This is a genomic window from Actinoalloteichus sp. GBA129-24 (genome assembly GCF_001941645.1).
GTDB classification, from domain to species: domain Bacteria; phylum Actinomycetota; class Actinomycetes; order Mycobacteriales; family Pseudonocardiaceae; genus Actinoalloteichus_A; species Actinoalloteichus_A fjordicus.
Map to the genome: position 1 here is coordinate 2,098,740 of NZ_CP016077.1, position 16,684 is coordinate 2,115,423.

A 16,684-nucleotide genomic window follows, 5' to 3' on the forward strand; every position below is an offset into this window, starting at 1 on the left:
GCTCGCCGACGCGGCCCGCTCCGCTCCGCACGGGCCAGGCTGCTCGATCGACGTTCCGCCGAACGCCGCCCGCCCATGCCGCGTCCGGCTGTCCGGACGAGGCATGGGCAGACGATTCATTCGCGCAGCCCGAGTGCCGCGTCGTGTCGTGTCGCGCTCCGCACCCGGAGACTGATCGGGCGGCAGGCTTGCTCAGCGCGTCGTGGCGCTGGTGAGCAGGAAGTTGCCCGCGCCGGTACGGGCCCGCAGCCGCACGGCGGGCTGCTCGGCAGGCTCCTCGCGCGAGACGCCCAGCTCGCTGCGCACGCTTCCGCCGGGAGTGGACACGTCGAGTTCCGCACCGACTCCCTTGCGCAGACCGACCCGGATGTCCCCGGAGCCGCTGATCAGTTCCAGCCGCCCCGACACGGCCTCGGCGATGCTCACCGAGCCGCTGCCGGTGCGGACCGACAGATTGCTCTGCGCCACCCCGAGCCAGACGTCGCCGCTACCGGTGTTCACCGTCGCCGGGCCGTCCACCGAGGCGATCTCCAGATCACCGGTGCCCGCCCGCACGACGAGCCCGTCGCGCAGCTCACCGAGCCGGACCTGACCGGTGCCGCCGTGGACGGAGGCGTGTCCGTCGGCCGCCTCGACCCGGATCGCGCCGGTACCCGACTGCACCTCGACGCGGTCGCCCGTCCCGGTGACGGTGATGTCGCTGGACTCGCTCCTGGCCACCACGGAGGAGCCGTGCGGCGCACGAATCCGCACGACCAGCGCGACCTGACGGAGCCCGAGGTCCTTGGGTGTCCGCACCACGACGCGGCGTCCCACGGATTCCACCCTGGTCTCCCGGACGGCGCTGCTCGGCACGTCGCGGATGCGGTCGTCGCTGATCTGCTCGCTCACCCAGCCGAGGAAGTCCTGGAAGCCGCTGACCAGCGGAGACTGCTCATCGGGATCATGTCGCACCTCGACGCTGACCCCCGGCTCCTCGCCGAGGGCGATCTCGATTCGGCCCGTGGCGACGAAGGCGTCGAGTTCAGCCGGGCCGTCGACGGCGAAGGACTGCGTGCGGATCGGCGTCGACGGTGGCGCCTCGTTCGGCTCGTTCTCGGTCATGAACTGGTGCCTTTCCTGGTCTGGGACGACGGTGTGGCGATTCGTGCCGGTGCGGGCTCAGCCCTGCACCCAGCCGCGCAGCCGCGTACGGCTCTCAGACTCGGGGCGAGACTGCTGGCTGCCTGCCTCGGACTGGTCGCCGTTCTCGGAGCCGTCCCAGGACCGGCCGCGCTGGCCGTGGCCGTGCAGAGCGCCCTGCACCGCCTGCGACACCCAGGAGTTCAGGGAGACCCCCTGCGTGGACGCGGCCTTCTCCGCCTTGGACTTGAGTTCGTCGAAGAGGCGCAGCGTGATCCGGCTGATGTCACCGCCGTCCAGCGGCGGCGGGGGCGGGGGAGGCGGCGGCGGTGCGCTCGCCCGGTCGTCGGCGGGCTCCGGCGTCGTCCTGGTCACCACGACCTGCACGTCGCGACCGGCGAGGCGGACGTCCACCACGTCGTCGTCCAGCGCGGCGGTCACCTCGGCCGCGAGGTCGGACAGCGCGTTCATCAGCGCGAGACGAGCGGCAGGCTGCAGGGAGGCGGCCAGCAGGGCGGCCGTACGACGAGTCTGCTCGTCCGCGGTCGAGGTGGCAGCGGTCAGATCCTGACGCAGCTGCTCGACATAGGGCGTGAGGTCCATGACGTCATGGTGACACCATTCATGACGTCGCGCAAGGTGTGGTGACGTCGTGGCTGGGCGCACTGCCTGTCGCGGGTGCAGGGCGGGCTTCGGCGAATGGCCGTCGCCCCCGCCCCGGGTCGGCGGGCGGCGTCCTCTCCTCACTGCCGACCCGGCCGCGCCGCCCGCCCGCTGGGCGCCCTCTCGCACTCTGCCCTGTCGTCGGCGGGCTCCCTGCCTCGTGCGCCCGGCGGACCCGCCCACGGGCCGCGCAGCGGCCCGTGGGCGGCCGCTGGCGACAGCGCGTGACCGTCGCCCTGTGTCAGCCGGGTGGTAGGTGCCTGGGGAGGGGCGCGGAGGGGGCCTGCGGGGCTTGTCGCGTGGCTAAGCGGTCGGCGATCGCTCGGAGGTCTCGTCGTTGTGGCCACGTGGGTGACCTGGAGTTGTGACGGTCTGTGGAGTTTCGGGTGCGTCGTTATGGCGTGGCGGGGTGCTGGGTCACAGATGTTGGAAGCGGTGGGTGACCGGCGCTTACGGTCTGGCTTGTACGTCACGGTCCGGTCACGAGAAAAGCATCAAGCAAGGCCCCCCGCGTGTGGGAGTGAGTCCCCCCGGGATGTGTGGGCCGGTCGGTTTTCCCCGCCGATCGCAGTGGCTGTGCCGTTTCCCCGAGACGCAGGAAAGGTTGACGATGCCCCGTACCACTCTGAACGGGCAGTTCACCACCCCGGCGACCCTGGACGGCACGACTCCCGGCACTTCCCGTACCTCGCGTTCCGGCCGTTTCTTCCGTCGCGGCGCGGGCCGCGCGGTGGTCGCCTCGACTCTGGCGGGTGCGTTCCTGTTGGGTGGCCAGCCGATGCTGGCCGGTGCCGCCGAGGACGGCGGTCCCGACAACTTCGTGGAGGTCCAGAGCACGGAGTCGGTGCTGCCTGCCTTTTATGACAATCCCGCTCGTGGTTTGACGTCGTTGGTGAATGAGACCAAGGCGGAGGCTGATCGGGTGGCGGCGGAGGAGGCTGCGGCTGCGGAGGCGGCGGCGCGTCCTGATTTCGTGAAGCCTGCGGAGGGCACGTTCACCTCTGGTTTCGGTGGTCGGTGGGGCACCACGCATTACGGTGTCGACATCGCCAACTCGATTGGTACGCCGGTGGTGGCGGCCACCGAGGGCACCGTGATCAACGCGGGCCCGGCCACGGGCTTCGGTCAGTGGGTGCGGGTGCAGGCGCCGGACGGCACGATCACCGTCTACGGCCATGTGGAGTCGTTCACCGCTGCGGTGGGCCAGCAGGTGGCTGCGGGCGAGCAGATCGCCACGGTCGGCAACCGGGGCCAGTCCACCGGCCCGCACCTGCACTTCGAGGTCCAGGTCGGCGGTCAGAAGATCGACCCCCAGCCCTGGCTCGCCGAGCGCGGCATCACCCTCCAGTAAGACCACCGACACACCCACACCGAGACGCCCGCCAGGCACCCTGGCGGGCGTCTTCGTGCGTTCGCAGCCGAGTGGGTCCGATCGGGGAGCCGGTGGTGGTGTCTCGCCCCGCCTACCGGGACGTCGCACCGGCAAGCGGGATGACGTCGCTCAGGCACGGTCAGGTGACGTCTTCGGTGGCCGGCTGCTGACGTCGCTCCGAGCAGGCCACCTGACGGCGTGCCAGACGGCTCCTGCCTCTCGCGGGGCCGGGTGCCGAACTTCTCGCCGGGCGCGGTCGCTACGTCTCGCGGGGCTGGGTCCCTACGTCTCGCAAGGCCCCGGCGAAGGCGATGCGGCGACTCGCCAGGCGTCAGGTCGACGCCGATGCCGCCGCCATCGGGGCTGACCGCTACGCTTCGGCCCGCGTCGGGGGAACGCAGGCCGACGTAGCACGAGGTCGCCTGCCGATTCCGGCGCGAGTGCACTGTGTCAAGAGGGAAGTGGGTGGACGTGACCGAGCTGGTGTCGCTGAAGGTGCAACTGATCGCGAAGACCGAGTTCACGCCACCGGAGGACGTGCCGTGGACCACCGACGCGGACGGCGGTCAGGCGCTCGCCGAGTTCGCCGGGCGCGCGTGCTACCAGTCCTGGCGCAAGCCCAACCCGGCCACCGCAACCAACGAGGGCTACCTGCGGCACATCCTGGAGGTCGGCCACCTCTCCGTGCTCGAGCACGGCAGCGTCAGCTTCTATCTGACCGGTATCTCCCGGTCGCTGACCCATGAGCTGATCCGGCACCGTCACTTCTCCTACTCACAGCTCTCGCAGCGCTACGTCCCCGAGCGGGACGCCGCCATGGTGGCGCCGGACGTGATCGCCGAGGACCCCGAGCTGCACGCTCGGTTCCTCGCCGCCGCCGAGGCAGGCGTCGCCGCGTACAACGACCTGCTCGAAGGCCTGCAGAAGAAGTTCGCCGACATCCCCAACGCCACGCTGCGCCGGAAACAGGCCCGGCAGGCCGCCCGCGCGGTGCTGCCCAACGCCACCGAGACGCGGATCGTGGTCACCGGGAACTACCGGGCCTGGCGGCACTTCATTGCGATGCGGGCCACCGAGACCGCCGACGTGGAGATCCGGGCTCTGGCGGTCGAATGCCTGCGGCAGTTGCAGAAGGCGGTCCCGAACGTCTTCGGCGACTTCGACATCGCCGAGCTGACCGACGGCACCGAGGTCGCCTCGAGCCCGTATGTCACCGAGGGCTGAGCGGGTCGACTCCGCCGTCTCACTCGGCCGTGGCCGAGGCGGACCGGCTCCCGGCGTCAGCCCGACGAGGCGGTGGGGCAGGACCGGAGTCGGTCCTCGGCGTGTCCTCGCCGGATGACCACCTTTTCTCGGCCTCGTCGGCATGACGTCGCGCTCCGGCGGACGTCTCCGCCGGATGCGGCGCCCGGCGGTCCCCGCGTTCGGCGGCGCCGTCCGCAGTGGAGCGGGACGCGCGGCAGACGGGCCGGACCCGTCCGATTCATCGGCGCGAGACGACCGGGGGTCCCGGTGGGCGTGACGAACGCGACGCGGCAGACCCCGTCCTCGGCGACCACCATGGGTCGGTGCGATCACGTCGCCGGATCGAAGGCCGCTCGGCCGCGTCGCCGCCTGCGGACCTCGGCGTCCGCGAGGATCGGCCGACCCGAAGCACGGCCGCGACCCGATCGAAGCATGAGGCTTCACCCTGTACGGGCGGTGCGTATTGCCGCCTGTCGGCCGGTTTCGTCCTGGTTGACCCGATCGGGCGGAACCATTCGGGCGGACCCGCGCCACCTCGCGCTGTGTCCGTCCGCCGTACCTGCTGGACTACGAAGAGAGACGGTAGCGTCACCATCATGACCGGATGTCCCACCGCCTTGCCCGGCAGGCCTTTCGGCCGGGTGCTGACCGCGATGGTCACCCCGTTCGACGCCGAGGGCGCGCTCGATCTCGATCTTGCGCAGGAACTCGCCGTGCACCTGGTGGACAACCAGGGCAACGACGGACTGGTGATCAACGGAACCACCGGCGAGTCGCCGACGACCACCGACGCGGAGAAGGTCGACCTCATCCGGGCGGTCACCGACGCGGTCGGCGATCGGGCCACGATCGTCGCGGGTGCGGGCACCAACGACACCCGACACTCAGTACAACTGGCCAGGGACGCGGAGAAGGCGGGCGCCCACGGGCTGCTCGTCGTCACGCCGTACTACTCCCGCCCGCCGCAGGAGGGCCTGATCGCCCATTTCACGGCGGTGGCGGACGCGACCGAGCTGCCGGTGATGCTCTACGACATTCCGCCGCGCTCGGTGATCCCCATCGAGGTCGAGACGCTGCGGACGCTGGCCGAGCATCCGCGCATCCTGGCGGTGAAGGACTCCAAGCACAATCTGTGGGCGGGCAGCGAGATCATCGCCAGCACCGACCTCGCGTACTACTGCGGCGAGGACCCGCTGAACCTGCCGTGGCTGTCCGTCGGCGCCGTCGGATTCGTCTCGGTCATCGGCCACGTCGTCGGCGACCGCCTGAAGCAGATGCTCGACGCCTTCGAGGCGGGCGAGCCCGCCAAGGCCAGGGAGATCCACGAGGGCCTGCTGCCGGTGTACCTCTCGATGAACCGCATGGGCGGCACCATGTTCGCCAAGACGGCGTTGCGGCTCTGTGGTTTCGAGACGGGACAGCCGAGGCTGCCGCTGCCTGCTCCGTCCGAGGAGGAGACCCGGCTGATCGCGGCCGATCTGTGGGAGGCGGGCCTCGTCCTGGTCAATCCGAACACCATGGCCGAGACGGCCCCGAAGGCAGGCGACCAGTGACACTGACGGCAACGGATCAGCGCGGAGCCCCCGGCCCGCTTCCCGAGGGCGCCCTGCGCATCGTCGCGCTCGGCGGCATCGGCGAGATCGGCAAGAACATGACCGTCTTCGAATACGACGGTCGGCTCCTGATCGTGGACTGCGGAGTCCTGTTCCCCGAGGACGACTCGCCGGGGGTGGACCTGATCCTGCCGGACTTCCGCGCCATCGAGGACCGGATCGACGACATCGAGGCGCTCGTCCTCACTCACGGCCACGAGGACCACATCGGGGCGGTGCCGTTCCTGCTGAGGCTGCGTCCCGACCTGCCGGTGATCGGTTCCCGATTCACCCTCGCGCTGCTGGCCGCCAAGTGCAAGGAGCACCGACAGGTGCCCCGGCTCCAGGAGGTCAAGGAGGGCGAGCACACCCGGCACGGCGCCTTCCAGTGCGAGTTCTTCGCCGTGAACCACTCGATCCCGGACGCGTTGGCGGTCGCGATCCGCACGCCTGCGGGAACGGTGCTGCACACCGGAGACATCAAGCTAGACCAGCTGCCGCTGGACGGACGGCTCACCGACCTGGCCGGGTTCTCCCGGCTGGGTGACGAAGGCGTCGACCTCGCCCTGGTGGACTCCACCAATGCCGAGGTCCCCGGCTTCGTCCCGCTGGAGCGCGACATCGGCCCGGTCCTGGACGGGGTCATCGGCAAGGCGACCCAGCGGGTCATCGTCGCCTGCTTCGCGAGCCACGTGCACCGGGTCCAGCAGGTGCTCGACGTCGCCGTCGCGCATCGCAGGCGGGTCGCGTTCGTGGGTCGTTCGATGGTGCGCAACATGGGCATCGCCGTCGACCTCGGACTGATCAAGGTGCCGGAAGGCCTGCTGATCGACCTGGACGAGGCCCTGCAGCTCCCGGAGAGCAAGGTGCTGCTGGTGTCCACCGGCTCGCAGGGCGAGCCGTTGTCGGCCCTGTCGCGGATGGCCAGGGGCGACCATCGACAGATCTCCATTCGCGCAGGCGACACCGTGGTGCTCGCCAGCTCCCTGATCCCCGGCAACGAGACCGCCGTGTTCGGCGTGGTCAACGGGCTGGTGCGCCTCGGCGCGCAGATCGTGCACCAGGCGAACGCCAAGGTGCACGTCTCCGGGCACGCCTCGGCGGGCGAGCTGCTGTACCTCTACAACGCGCTGCGCCCGAGCAACGTGATGCCGGTCCACGGCGAGTGGCGACACCTGCGGGCCAACGCCGCACTGGCCGAGGCGACCGGAGTGCCCGCGAGCCGCACCGTGATCGCGGAGGACGGCGTGGTCGTCGACCTGATCGACGGCATCGTGCAGATCGCGGGCCGAGTGGAGATCGGACACGTCTACGTGGACGGGCTCTCGGTCGGCGACGTCGGCGAGTCGACGCTGTCGGATCGTCTCGTCCTCGGCGAGGGCGGCTTCATCTCCATCACCGTCGCGATCGACAGCGCCACCGGTCGCGCCGTCGCCCCGCCGACCGTGTCGGGTCGCGGGTTCTCCGACGACCCCAAGGCCCTGGACGAGGTCGTCGCGCTGGTGGAGTCGGAGCTGTCGCGCACCGAGGTCGAGGGCATCACCGATCCGCACCGCGTCGCCCAGGCGGTGCGCCGGGTCGTCGGTCGCTGGGTGGCCGCCACCTACCGCCGCAGGCCGATGATCATCCCCACGGTGCTGCCGGTCTGATCTGCCGGGCTGCCGCCTGCCCGTCCGAGGGCAGGCGGCGGCTCTGGCCGAGGCGTGTTGAATCAGCTGGTCCTGATTCGATGAAGGTGATGACCGCCGCCGAGGTCTCCCGATGCCTCTCCACCGTGCCGGACCAGGCAGAACACGGCGAGCGCATCGTCGTGACACGAGGAGGTGGATGCTCGCCGTGATCGGTCCTGCTCCGGTCCTCTCCGGTCGGGTCTTCAAGGACCTGGTCAGCCGAGGCGGACTCGACGAGGACTTCGGACGAGACGTCGAACAGGCCCGAGAACTCCTCGTCGAGCAGGAGCCTCCGTGGCACGACGACTGATCTCCGGCTCCGGGCCTTCTGCCGAGCTGGGCGCGGCACCGGTCACCCTCGGCAATGTCCAGCCGCCTCAGATCACACCAGAAGCCGTGTGGTTCGTGTGGCGGATGGTGCCGCCTACTACCGTATGACACATGGCTGGGCGGACCACGACCTCGGGGAAGAGCACCACGGGTAGTCGAAGCACGTCGAAGTCGGGCGGCAGTCGATCCGGCAGCCGCACGACGACGCGACGGCCCTCGGGGAAGAAGGCGTCGACCTCGGGTCGGCGCAAGGGCTCGGTGACCACGCTGACGCTGCTCAAACGGGGCGCGGGCAGTGTGGTTCGCGCGGTGTCCCGTACCCGCGAACTCGATCCGGAGCATCGCAGGGACGCCCTGGGCATGGTGTTGATCGGCCTGGCCATCGTGACCGCCGCAGGCGTCTGGTGGGAGGCGGGCGGCCCGGTCGGGTCCTGGGTGGACGCGGCCCTGCGCAGCTTCCTCGGCCTGGGCGCGGTGGTCTTCCCGATCGTCCTGCTGGGCGTCGGCTTCTCGCTGATGCGTGCCGAGGCACAGCCGGAGAACCGGCCTCGTCATGCCGTCGGCTCGCTGCTGGCGATCCTCGGCGTGCAGGGAATCCTGCACCTCGCGACCGGTGCCCCCACCGATCCGCCCGCCTGGCGGGACTCGGCCGGGGTCATCGGCTTCCTGCTCGGCGGCCCGCTCGGCCAGGGCCTCACCGCCTGGGTCGCGGGCCCGCTGCTCGCCCTCATCTGCGGCCTCGGCCTGCTGATCCTCACCGGCACCTCCGTGCGGCGGATTCCCGAGCGGCTGCGTGAGCTGGCCGGACTCACTGATCCCGACCGCGTACTGCGCGAGGAGCGCTATCCGGTGGACGCCGAGCCGATCGAGCCCGTCACCGCGCGGACGCGCAGGCCTGCCCGGCGTAGGCAGGGCAGCGCGGCGGCGTCGGCGGCCGAGGCCGAGGCCGAGACGGCAGCGGAGGTCGACGCACCTGCCGCCGCCCCCGCCCGCCCCGGCCGGGCGAAGAAGGCCAAGCCCGCAGCGGCAGGCGCGGCCGGGGCGGCTGCGGCGAGTTCCGGCGCGGACGCCGACCACGACGCCGCCACGCAGGCCGTCGCCGCAGAGCCCCCCGCCGAGAGCGCAGGCTCGGGCGGCTTCGCCCCGGTGCGGGCGGTGGAGGGCGACTATCGGCTTCCCCCGGCCGACCTGCTCAAGGCGGGAGATCCGCCGCGAGCGCGCAGCAAGGCGAACGACTCCATGATCGAGGCCATCAGCGGGGTGCTGGACCAGTTCTCCATCGACGCCAAGGTCACCGGCTTCACCCGTGGCCCGACGGTCACCCGCTACGAGGTCGAGCTGGGCCCCGGCGTGAAGGTCGAGAAGATCACCGCGCTGACCAAGAACATCGCCTACGCGGCGGCCACCGACAACATCCGGCTGCTCGCGCCGATCCCCGGCAAGTCGGCGGTCGGCATCGAGGTGCCCAACAGCGATCGCGAGATGGTCCGGCTGGCCGACGTGCTGTACTCCACGACCGCCGTCGGCGACGAGCATCCGCTGGTGATCGGCCTCGGCAAGGACATCGAAGGCCACATGCTCACCGCGAACCTGGCGAAGATGCCGCACCTGCTGTGTGCGGGGTCGACCGGGTCCGGAAAGTCGAGCTTCGTCAACTCGATGCTGGTCTCCCTGCTCGCCCGCGCCACGCCCGCCGAGGTCAGGATGATCCTGATCGACCCGAAGATGGTCGAGTTGACCCCGTACGAGGGCATCCCGCACCTGATCACGCCGATCATCACCCAGCCGAAGAAGGCGGCCGCCGCGCTGAGCTGGCTCGTGGAGGAGATGGAGCAGCGCTACCAGGACATGCAGGTCAGCAAGGTCCGGCACGTCGACGACTTCAACCGCAAGGTGCGTTCTGGCGAGATCACCGCCCCGCCGGGCAGCGAGCGCGTCTACCAGCCCTACCCCTACATCCTGGCGATCGTCGACGAACTCGCCGACCTGATGATGACCGCGCCTCGGGACGTCGAGGACGCCATCGTGCGCATCACGCAGAAGGCGCGGGCGGCGGGCATCCACCTGGTGCTGGCCACGCAGCGGCCCAGCGTGGACGTGGTGACCGGTCTGATCAAGACCAACGTCCCCTCTCGACTGGCCTTCGCCACGTCCTCGCTGACCGACTCCCGCGTCATCCTCGATCAGCCCGGCGCGGAGAAGCTGATCGGCATGGGCGACGGGCTCTACCTGCCGATGGGCGCGTCCCGTCCGGTGCGGATGCAGGGTGCCTTCATCACCGACGAGGAGATCTCGGCGGTCGTCGCCTACACCAAGGACCAGGCGCAGCCCGAGTATCAGGACGGGGTCACCGTCGCCAAGGCGGGCGAGCAGAAGGAGATCGACTCCGACATCGGGGACGACCTCGACGTGCTGCTCCAGGCCGCCGAGCTCGTGGTCACCAGTCAGTTCGGCTCGACCTCGATGCTGCAACGCAAGCTCCGGGTCGGCTTTGCCAAGGCGGGGCGCTTGATGGACCTGCTGGAGAGCCGCTCGATCGTCGGCCCGTCCGAGGGTTCGAAGGCGCGCGATGTGCTGGTCAAGCCGGACGAGCTGGACTCGGTCCTGCTGCTGATCAAGGGCGGCGGCTCCGCCGAGGAGGAGTGAGCGGTTTCGGCAGGCTCACCCGGCGGTCGGCGCGGGTCGCCCGGCGGAGGCGAGACACCGAGAGGCTGGTGCGGGCCCCAGGACGCGCACCAGCCCGCCGGGTGATCAGCGGCCGCTGACCAGCTGCGCCTGGGTCTCGACCTTGCTCAGGGCGTCGGCCGTGGTGCCGGAGCCGCCGAAGTTCCGGACCGCGTAGTAATAGACGTCTGCGGTGCGCTCACACGTCCATCCGCCGCCGCAGACCGAATACATGTCGGACCGGAATTTGTCGTCGATACGCAGTCGGTTCGCCTCGGTGAACCGGCCCTGCAGCTTGTAGTTCCGGTAACCGAAGTCGTGCCGGTGGCAGGAGTTGAGGAATTCGTATCCGAACGGCTGGTCGGGCGACCAGGAACACCCGTCGGACGACCAGTCGAGCTGATCCGAGTGCGGCGCCTGTCCTCGGGTGGTGACGAACTGGCCGAGCGAGACGCTGAAGACCTGATTGTCCGTGAAGGCCTGGAGTTCGGCGGGCGGCAGGGCGGCGTTCGCGGTTCCGGTGCCGAGGAAGACGGCGGCGGCGGCCAGGACCGAGGCGAAGGCGGCCTTGACGGTGCGGCGCAGGGTGGTTGTCACGAAATCTCCTAGCAGGTCGAGATGCTGGTAGAAGATTTCTAACTGTTCGGTCTTGGTAAAGCCAGGAGCCCGGCTCGAAAGCGCGGATGAACAGGGGGTGCGGACTGGGGTCGAATGCCTAGGGGGGTACGGAATAACGACGACCCATCGTGACGGATAGTCCGCATTGGAATGAGTCAACGGCCGATCGGGTGATTCACGACGGCAGTGTCAACAGCATTCGACTGTTTCCGAGGGTGTTGGGCTTGGCATAGGGCAGGTCAAGGAACTCCGCGACCCCCTCGTCCAGCGAGCGCCGCATCTCCTCGTAGACCTCGGGAGAGACCGGGGTGCCGTCGATCTCCACGAAGCCGTGCCTGCCGAAGAACTCCGTCTCGAAGGTCAGGACGAAGATCCGGGCCAGCCCCAACTCCACCGCCGCCTCGACCAGCCGCGCCACGACCCGGTGGCCGACGCCCCGGCCCAGCGCCGACGGCGCGACCGCCACGGTCCTGATCTCGGCGAGGTCCTCCCACAGCACGTGCAGCGCGCCGCAGCCCACGACCTCGCCGTCCACCTCGGCGACCCAGAACTCCTGGACGCTCTCGTACAGCGTCACCAGCTCCTTGGTCAGCAGGACCTTCCCCGCGTACGCGTCCACCAGCGTCTTGATGGGACGGACGTCGGCGATCCTGGCGCGACGGACGAGAACCACTGGCTGCTGTGACACGACGAGAACACTAGCCCGGCGCGCCGCAGTCCGACCCCGATCGAGACTGCCACCTCACCCGTTGAGATCAACCCGACCGGGCGCTGGACGAGCTCGAATGGTGGTGGTCGCAGGTGTCAGCGTCCCAGCGCGCGGAGCTGATCAACGAGGCGATCTGGTGCATCGGTTGATCAACGGCTGCTTCTTCTACCGTAGAACTCGGCGACGCAAGACCCGACTCGACTTCGAGTTCTGGCTCCTGCTGCACTTCCAGGAGCGGACCGCCTGGCTGCGCGACGCCGACGCGACGATCCGGGAACTCCGGCGGCACCTGCCGCGTTACGAGAAGAGCACGGTGAGCCTCGCCGATTTCGCCGAGGGCGTCGACGACGCGGTCCGCCGCGCCAAGGCCGCCGAGCGCGACACGCCGCACCACACGCGGAACCCCTCCACCAGCGTGTGGCGCCTGGTCGAGCGCATCAGGGCCCCGTGAGGTCATGGCGGTCTGGTGTCGGCCGTTACCCTTGTGCCGTGCCGCCACCACCTGCCGCTCGCCGCGTCGCCATGGTCACCCTCGGATGCTCTCGAAACGAGGTGGACTCCGAAGAGCTGGCCGGCCGGCTCTCGGCCGACGGCTGGGACCTGGTCGAGACCGACGGCCCGCAGCAGCCGGACGTCGTCATGGTCAACACCTGCGGCTTCATCGAGTCGGCGAAGAAGGACTCGGTGGACACGCTGCTGGCCGCCGCCGACACGGGCGCGAAGGTCGTCGCCGTCGGCTGCATGGCCGAGCGCTACGGCGTCGAGCTGGCCGATCAGCTTCCCGAGGCCGACGCCGTACTGGGCTTCGACCACTACCCGGCCGTGGCCGAACGACTCGACGACGTCCTCGCCGGGCGATCCCTGGCCTCGCATACCCCCACCGACCGCAGGCTGCTGCTGCCGATCTCCCCGGTCCAGCGGCCCACCGCCGCCGAGGACGTCACGGTTCCCGGCCACGCCTGGGGGCCGACGGTCCTGCGGCGCAGGCTGGACGACGCCCCGGTGGCCCCGCTCAAGCTCGCCTCCGGTTGTGATCGTCGCTGCACCTTCTGCGCGATCCCCTCCTTCCGAGGCGCCTTCGTGTCCCGCACGGCCGAGGAGATCCTCGGCGAGGCGGCCTGGCTGGCCGAACAGGGAGTTCGCGAGCTGTTCCTGGTGAGCGAGAACTCCACCTCCTACGGCAAGGACCTCGGCGATCTGCGAGCGCTGGAGAAGCTGGTTCCCCGGCTCGCCGCCGTCCCCGGCGTCGACCGGGTGCGGGTCTCCTACCTTCAGCCCGCCGAGACCCGGCCGGGGCTGATCGACGCCATCGCCACGACGCCGGGTGTCGCCCCCTACTTCGACCTGTCCTTCCAGCATTCCAGTGAGACGGTGCTCCGTAGGATGCGCCGGTTCGGCTCCACCGAGTCCTTCCTCGCCCTCATCGATCAGATCCGCGCCAAGGCCCCGGAAGCGGGCCTGCGGAGCAATGTGATCGTCGGGTTCCCGGGGGAGACCGAGGCGGACGTCGCTGAACTGGAGGACTTCCTCACCAGGGCTCGGCTCGACGTGGTGGGCGTCTTCGGTTACTCGGACGAGGACGGCACCGAGGCGGCGGACTTCGACGGCAAGGTCGACGCCGACGTGATCGCGGAGCGGGTCGCCAGGGTCTCCTCGCTGGTGGAGGAGCTGACCGCGCAGCGCGCGGAGGAACGCGTCGGCGAGGAGGTCACCGTGTTGGTGGAACGAGTCGAGACCGAGGACGAGGACTGTGCGGGTCGTGCCGCGCACCAGGGTCCCGAGGTGGACGGGGAGTGCATCTTCAGCGAGTCCGAGGGGTTGAAGGTCGGTGATCTCGTCCGGGCCAGGGTGATCGGGTCCGAGGGCGTGGACCTCATCGTGGAGCCGGTGGATTCGGGGCCGGGAGGGCAGGAGTCGTGACCGCCGCCGCCGACGACACCGTCGAACCGACGCCGACCCCGGTTCCGGTCGTCAACGTCGCCAACGCGCTGACGGTCTTCCGTCTCCTGCTCGTGCCGGTGTTCCTCTTCGCGCTGCTGGACGACGGCGGCGAGAGCACCACCTGGCGGCTGGTGGCGACCGGGATCTTCCTGCTGGCCGCCGCGACCGACCGCCTGGACGGCGACCTGGCCCGCAAGCGCGGGCTCATCACCGACTTCGGCAAGATCGCCGATCCGATCGCGGACAAGACCCTCATTGGCTCCGCGCTGATCGGACTCAGCATCCTCGGCGAGCTGCCCTGGTGGGTCACCGTCGTGATCCTTGCGCGCGAGCTGGGGGTCACCCTGCTCCGGTTCTGGGTGATCCGCCACGGCGTCATCCCGGCCAGCCGAGGCGGCAAGGCCAAGACGATCGCGCAGATCGTGGCGATCGTGCTCTTCCTGCTGCCGCTGCCGGACGGATTCGCCTTCGCGGCAGGCACGGTGATGGCCGTGGCGGTCGGGCTGACGCTGGCCACCGGGATCGACTACGTGGTGCGGGCGGTGCGGCTGCGGGCCAGGGGACGTCGGGCGATCGCGGGAGCTCCGTGACCTCGGCTGACACGTCGGCACGCCCACGAACAGCGGTCCCGACACCGGCCGGGGGGATCTCGGAGCGCCCTACGCCCGGCGGAACCGGAGCGGCGGCGAGGCCGGACCTCGCGCCCGCGGACTCGATCGTCGGGGAGGCAGCCGCCGCCGCATTCGAGGCGGTCGTCCGCACCGATGCGTTGCGACGCTGCGTGGCGATGCTGCGCGGCCGCCGCGAGACCTTCGCGGTCGCGGAGTCGCTGACCGGCGGGTTGGTCAGCGCGGTGATCACCGGGCTCGACGGTGTGAGCGAGGTGTTCCGAGGCGGCCTGGTGGTCTACGCCACAGACCTCAAGTCGGAACTGGCCTCCGTCGATCCGGCGCTGCTCGCCGAGCACGGCGCGGTGCACCCCGACGTGGCTGCTCAGCTGGCCGACGGGGCCCGGCAGCGCTGTCGCGCGGACTGGGGAGTGGGCCTCACCGGGGTCGCGGGGCCCTCGGCGCAGGACGGCGTGGTCCCCGGGACGGTGCATGTGGCCGTGTGCGGTCCGACACGTCGGCTGGTGCGCTCGGCCCGGCTCGACGGCGACCGGGCCACGGTCCGGATCGGCGCCGCCGAGCTGGCCCTCGGCCTGCTGGCCGAGGCGATGACGGAGGACGTCGGCTGATCGCCAGGGGGCCCACGGCCAGTTCGCCGAAGCGAACGTCGGGAACATCTCGGCGTGGTCACTCGTTCGCCGTGGGCGGACGTGGGAGAAGAGTCGCTGACGGTGCCTGCCAGGCTCGGTACGGTGGTCTCACGGTGGAAGGAGACACAGGATGGCCGTCTTGCTGCGGGAGGCTATCGGCGAGCGGCTGCGCCACGAGCGCACCGCGCAACGTCGAACGCTTCGCGAGGTGTCGCGCATTGCCCGGGTGAGCCTGGGATATCTCTCCGAGGTCGAGCGGGGGCGCAAGGAGGCCTCCAGTGAGCTCCTTGCCGCGATCTGTCACGCCCTGGAACTGGAGCTCGCCAGGCTCCTCGACGACGTGGCCACCGACATCCGGGGTGAACTGGGCTCCGAGACGGTGCCCGTCCAGGCCGGGGCGTCGACGGCTGCCGAGCGTTCGGCCGGACCCGGCACCGGGGAGATCGAGGGCGGCAGGCTGGTGCCCTCGATGATCGGCTCGGATCTTCGTGTTCAGCCCGTGCGGGGGCGTGCGCGCCTCGGCTCGACGATGCAGATCACCAATAAGGTGGTGGTGGCGGCGTGAGGCGACTTCGCCCCGGACGTCCCGCCATTCCCTAGAATCGTCCCCAGGTAGTGCGCCGGAGCACCGACGTGGCAGGCGCCGTCGGTGGAAACGGGGGAGCAGCGGTGTTGACGACGATCGTCGCGGTGGCGGCGCTGGTTGTGATCGCCGTCCTCGTGCTGCTCGTCGCCCATGCCAGGCGGCAGGCGGTCGCGGGCAGGCAGTCCGACGCCGAGCGCTCGACCTTGGAGAGTCCGGCCCGCCAGTGGCGTGCGCGCGGCGACAAGGCCGTGGAGCGCATCGAGCAGCTGACGCGGTCGCGTCCCGAGCTGTCCGGCGTCCGAGCCGACGCCGAGGCCGTGGCCGCCGAGCTGCGGGAGACCGAGGGCCGGGTGGCCATGCTCGACGAGGCCATCGCCTCCGTGCCGTCGCCGGAACTGTCGGCGGGGCGGGCCAGGCTCGTCGCCTCGGCGGAGTCCGGCGCCGAGGCGGACCGCGCCGAACTGCTCGACGCCGTGCGCTCGGTGGACCAGACACTGGAGTCGGATCGACGGCGACGGGCCACCCGAGACGCGCTGCTCGCCAGGATGCACGGCACGGTGTCGGGACTGGAGGCTGCGGTGTCGGAGGTGCGCGAATGGGTCGGCGAGGCTGAGAGCGTCGTGTCCCCGAATTCGGCGGCGGAGTCGACTCGCTCCGCGTCGACCACCTCCCCTCCTGATCTCGACGCCGTGTCCAGGCCTGCGATGGCGGACCGGTCGGGGGCTTCGGTGGAGCTCGCCGAACGGTTGCAAGGCTTACGGGAGGGGCTGGTCGAGGTGCGGCGACTGCCGGATCACGGCTCCCCGCCCACTCAGGGACTGCCCTGATATCTACCGGGGGCGGTGGAAGCCGTTGAGCACACCTGACACGATGTAATGGGAATCGGAACCGGGTCAGTGCTCGGAAGCGGTCAA

17 protein-coding genes are annotated in these 16,684 nt (G+C 70.4%); 12 read left to right on the forward strand and 5 right to left on the reverse strand.

Annotation, left to right across the window (positions count from 1 at the left end; genetic code table 11):
* Window positions 1-192: 192 nt before the first annotated feature.
* Window positions 193-1,104, reverse strand: coding sequence for a DUF4097 family beta strand repeat-containing protein (locus UA75_RS09495; protein ID WP_075739933.1), 912 nt, complete (start codon window positions 1,102-1,104; stop codon window positions 193-195).
* A gap of 57 nt (window positions 1,105-1,161) precedes the next feature.
* Entirely contained in the window at window positions 1,162-1,725 is a 564-nt protein-coding gene (locus UA75_RS09500; protein WP_075739934.1) for a toxin-antitoxin system HicB family antitoxin, read from the reverse strand.
* Between the two features lie 670 nt (window positions 1,726-2,395).
* On the opposite strand from UA75_RS09500, the gene UA75_RS31660 reads away from it, so the two are divergent.
* The 5 genes from UA75_RS31660 (at window position 2,396) to UA75_RS32685 (ending at window position 7,974) form a co-directional block, all read left to right on the forward strand.
* Complete coding sequence (locus UA75_RS31660; protein WP_083682900.1) at window positions 2,396-3,136, forward strand: M23 family metallopeptidase; 741 nt, start codon at window positions 2,396-2,398, stop codon at window positions 3,134-3,136.
* Window positions 3,137-3,628: 492 nt separating this feature from the next.
* Window positions 3,629-4,381, forward strand: coding sequence for an FAD-dependent thymidylate synthase (gene thyX, locus UA75_RS09510; protein ID WP_075739935.1), 753 nt, complete (start codon window positions 3,629-3,631; stop codon window positions 4,379-4,381).
* Between the two features lie 617 nt (window positions 4,382-4,998).
* The gene (gene dapA / locus UA75_RS09515) at window positions 4,999-5,955 is read left to right on the forward strand and encodes a 4-hydroxy-tetrahydrodipicolinate synthase (protein WP_075739936.1); all 957 of its coding nucleotides are present in this window, start codon (window positions 4,999-5,001) and stop codon (window positions 5,953-5,955) included.
* On the forward strand, window positions 5,952-7,643 hold the full coding sequence (locus UA75_RS09520; RefSeq protein WP_075739937.1) for a ribonuclease J: 1,692 nt from the start codon (window positions 5,952-5,954) through the stop codon (window positions 7,641-7,643). The genes dapA and UA75_RS09520 overlap by 4 nt, the downstream gene beginning before the upstream one ends.
* Window positions 7,644-7,821: 178 nt before the next feature.
* A complete protein-coding gene (locus tag UA75_RS32685) occupies window positions 7,822-7,974 on the forward strand; it encodes a hypothetical protein (protein ID WP_157434079.1) in 153 nt (50 codons plus the stop codon).
* 67 nt (window positions 7,975-8,041) lie between these two features.
* Here UA75_RS32685 and UA75_RS34410 read toward each other — a convergent pair whose 3' ends face one another.
* Window positions 8,042-8,260, reverse strand: a complete 219-nt coding sequence (locus UA75_RS34410) for a hypothetical protein (RefSeq protein ID WP_232237700.1) — start codon at window positions 8,258-8,260, stop codon at window positions 8,042-8,044.
* On the opposite strand from UA75_RS34410, the gene UA75_RS09525 reads away from it, so the two are divergent.
* Window positions 8,253-10,640: an FtsK/SpoIIIE family DNA translocase gene (locus UA75_RS09525; RefSeq protein WP_232237701.1), complete on the forward strand. Its 2,388-nt coding sequence runs from the start codon at window positions 8,253-8,255 to the stop codon at window positions 10,638-10,640. The two genes, UA75_RS34410 and UA75_RS09525, sit on opposite strands and share 8 nt — an antisense overlap.
* A 105-nt stretch (window positions 10,641-10,745) precedes the next feature.
* Here UA75_RS09525 and UA75_RS09530 read toward each other — a convergent pair whose 3' ends face one another.
* Both UA75_RS09530 and UA75_RS09535 read right to left on the reverse strand, forming a co-directional pair.
* Window positions 10,746-11,255 carry a phospholipase gene (locus UA75_RS09530; RefSeq protein WP_198042976.1) on the reverse strand — a complete coding sequence of 170 codons (510 nt, stop codon included), beginning with the start codon at window positions 11,253-11,255 and terminating at the stop codon, window positions 10,746-10,748.
* Window positions 11,256-11,451: 196 nt separating this feature from the next.
* A complete protein-coding gene (locus UA75_RS09535) occupies window positions 11,452-11,964 on the reverse strand; it encodes an amino-acid N-acetyltransferase (protein ID WP_075739939.1) in 513 nt (170 codons plus the stop codon).
* 97 nt (window positions 11,965-12,061) lie between these two features.
* Between UA75_RS09535 and UA75_RS09540 the strand changes: the two genes are divergently transcribed.
* The 6 genes from UA75_RS09540 (at window position 12,062) to UA75_RS09565 (ending at window position 16,597) form a co-directional block, all read left to right on the forward strand.
* A complete protein-coding gene (locus tag UA75_RS09540; protein WP_075739940.1) occupies window positions 12,062-12,436 on the forward strand; it encodes an RloB domain-containing protein in 375 nt (124 codons plus the stop codon).
* Between the two features lie 71 nt (window positions 12,437-12,507).
* Complete coding sequence (gene rimO, locus UA75_RS09545; protein ID WP_075739941.1) at window positions 12,508-13,905, forward strand: 30S ribosomal protein S12 methylthiotransferase RimO; 1,398 nt, start codon at window positions 12,508-12,510, stop codon at window positions 13,903-13,905.
* Window positions 13,902-14,516: a CDP-diacylglycerol--glycerol-3-phosphate 3-phosphatidyltransferase gene (gene pgsA, locus UA75_RS09550; RefSeq protein WP_075739942.1), complete on the forward strand. Its 615-nt coding sequence runs from the start codon at window positions 13,902-13,904 to the stop codon at window positions 14,514-14,516. Before rimO ends, pgsA begins: the two co-directional genes overlap by 4 nt.
* Window positions 14,517-14,713: 197 nt before the next feature.
* Window positions 14,714-15,163: a CinA family protein gene (locus UA75_RS09555; protein ID WP_075743606.1), complete on the forward strand. Its 450-nt coding sequence runs from the start codon at window positions 14,714-14,716 to the stop codon at window positions 15,161-15,163.
* A 151-nt stretch (window positions 15,164-15,314) separates the two neighbouring features.
* Entirely contained in the window at window positions 15,315-15,749 is a 435-nt protein-coding gene (locus tag UA75_RS09560; protein ID WP_075739943.1) for a helix-turn-helix domain-containing protein, read from the forward strand.
* Between the two features lie 104 nt (window positions 15,750-15,853).
* Complete coding sequence (locus UA75_RS09565) at window positions 15,854-16,597, forward strand: hypothetical protein (protein WP_157434081.1); 744 nt, start codon at window positions 15,854-15,856, stop codon at window positions 16,595-16,597.
* Window positions 16,598-16,684 lie beyond the last annotated feature (87 nt).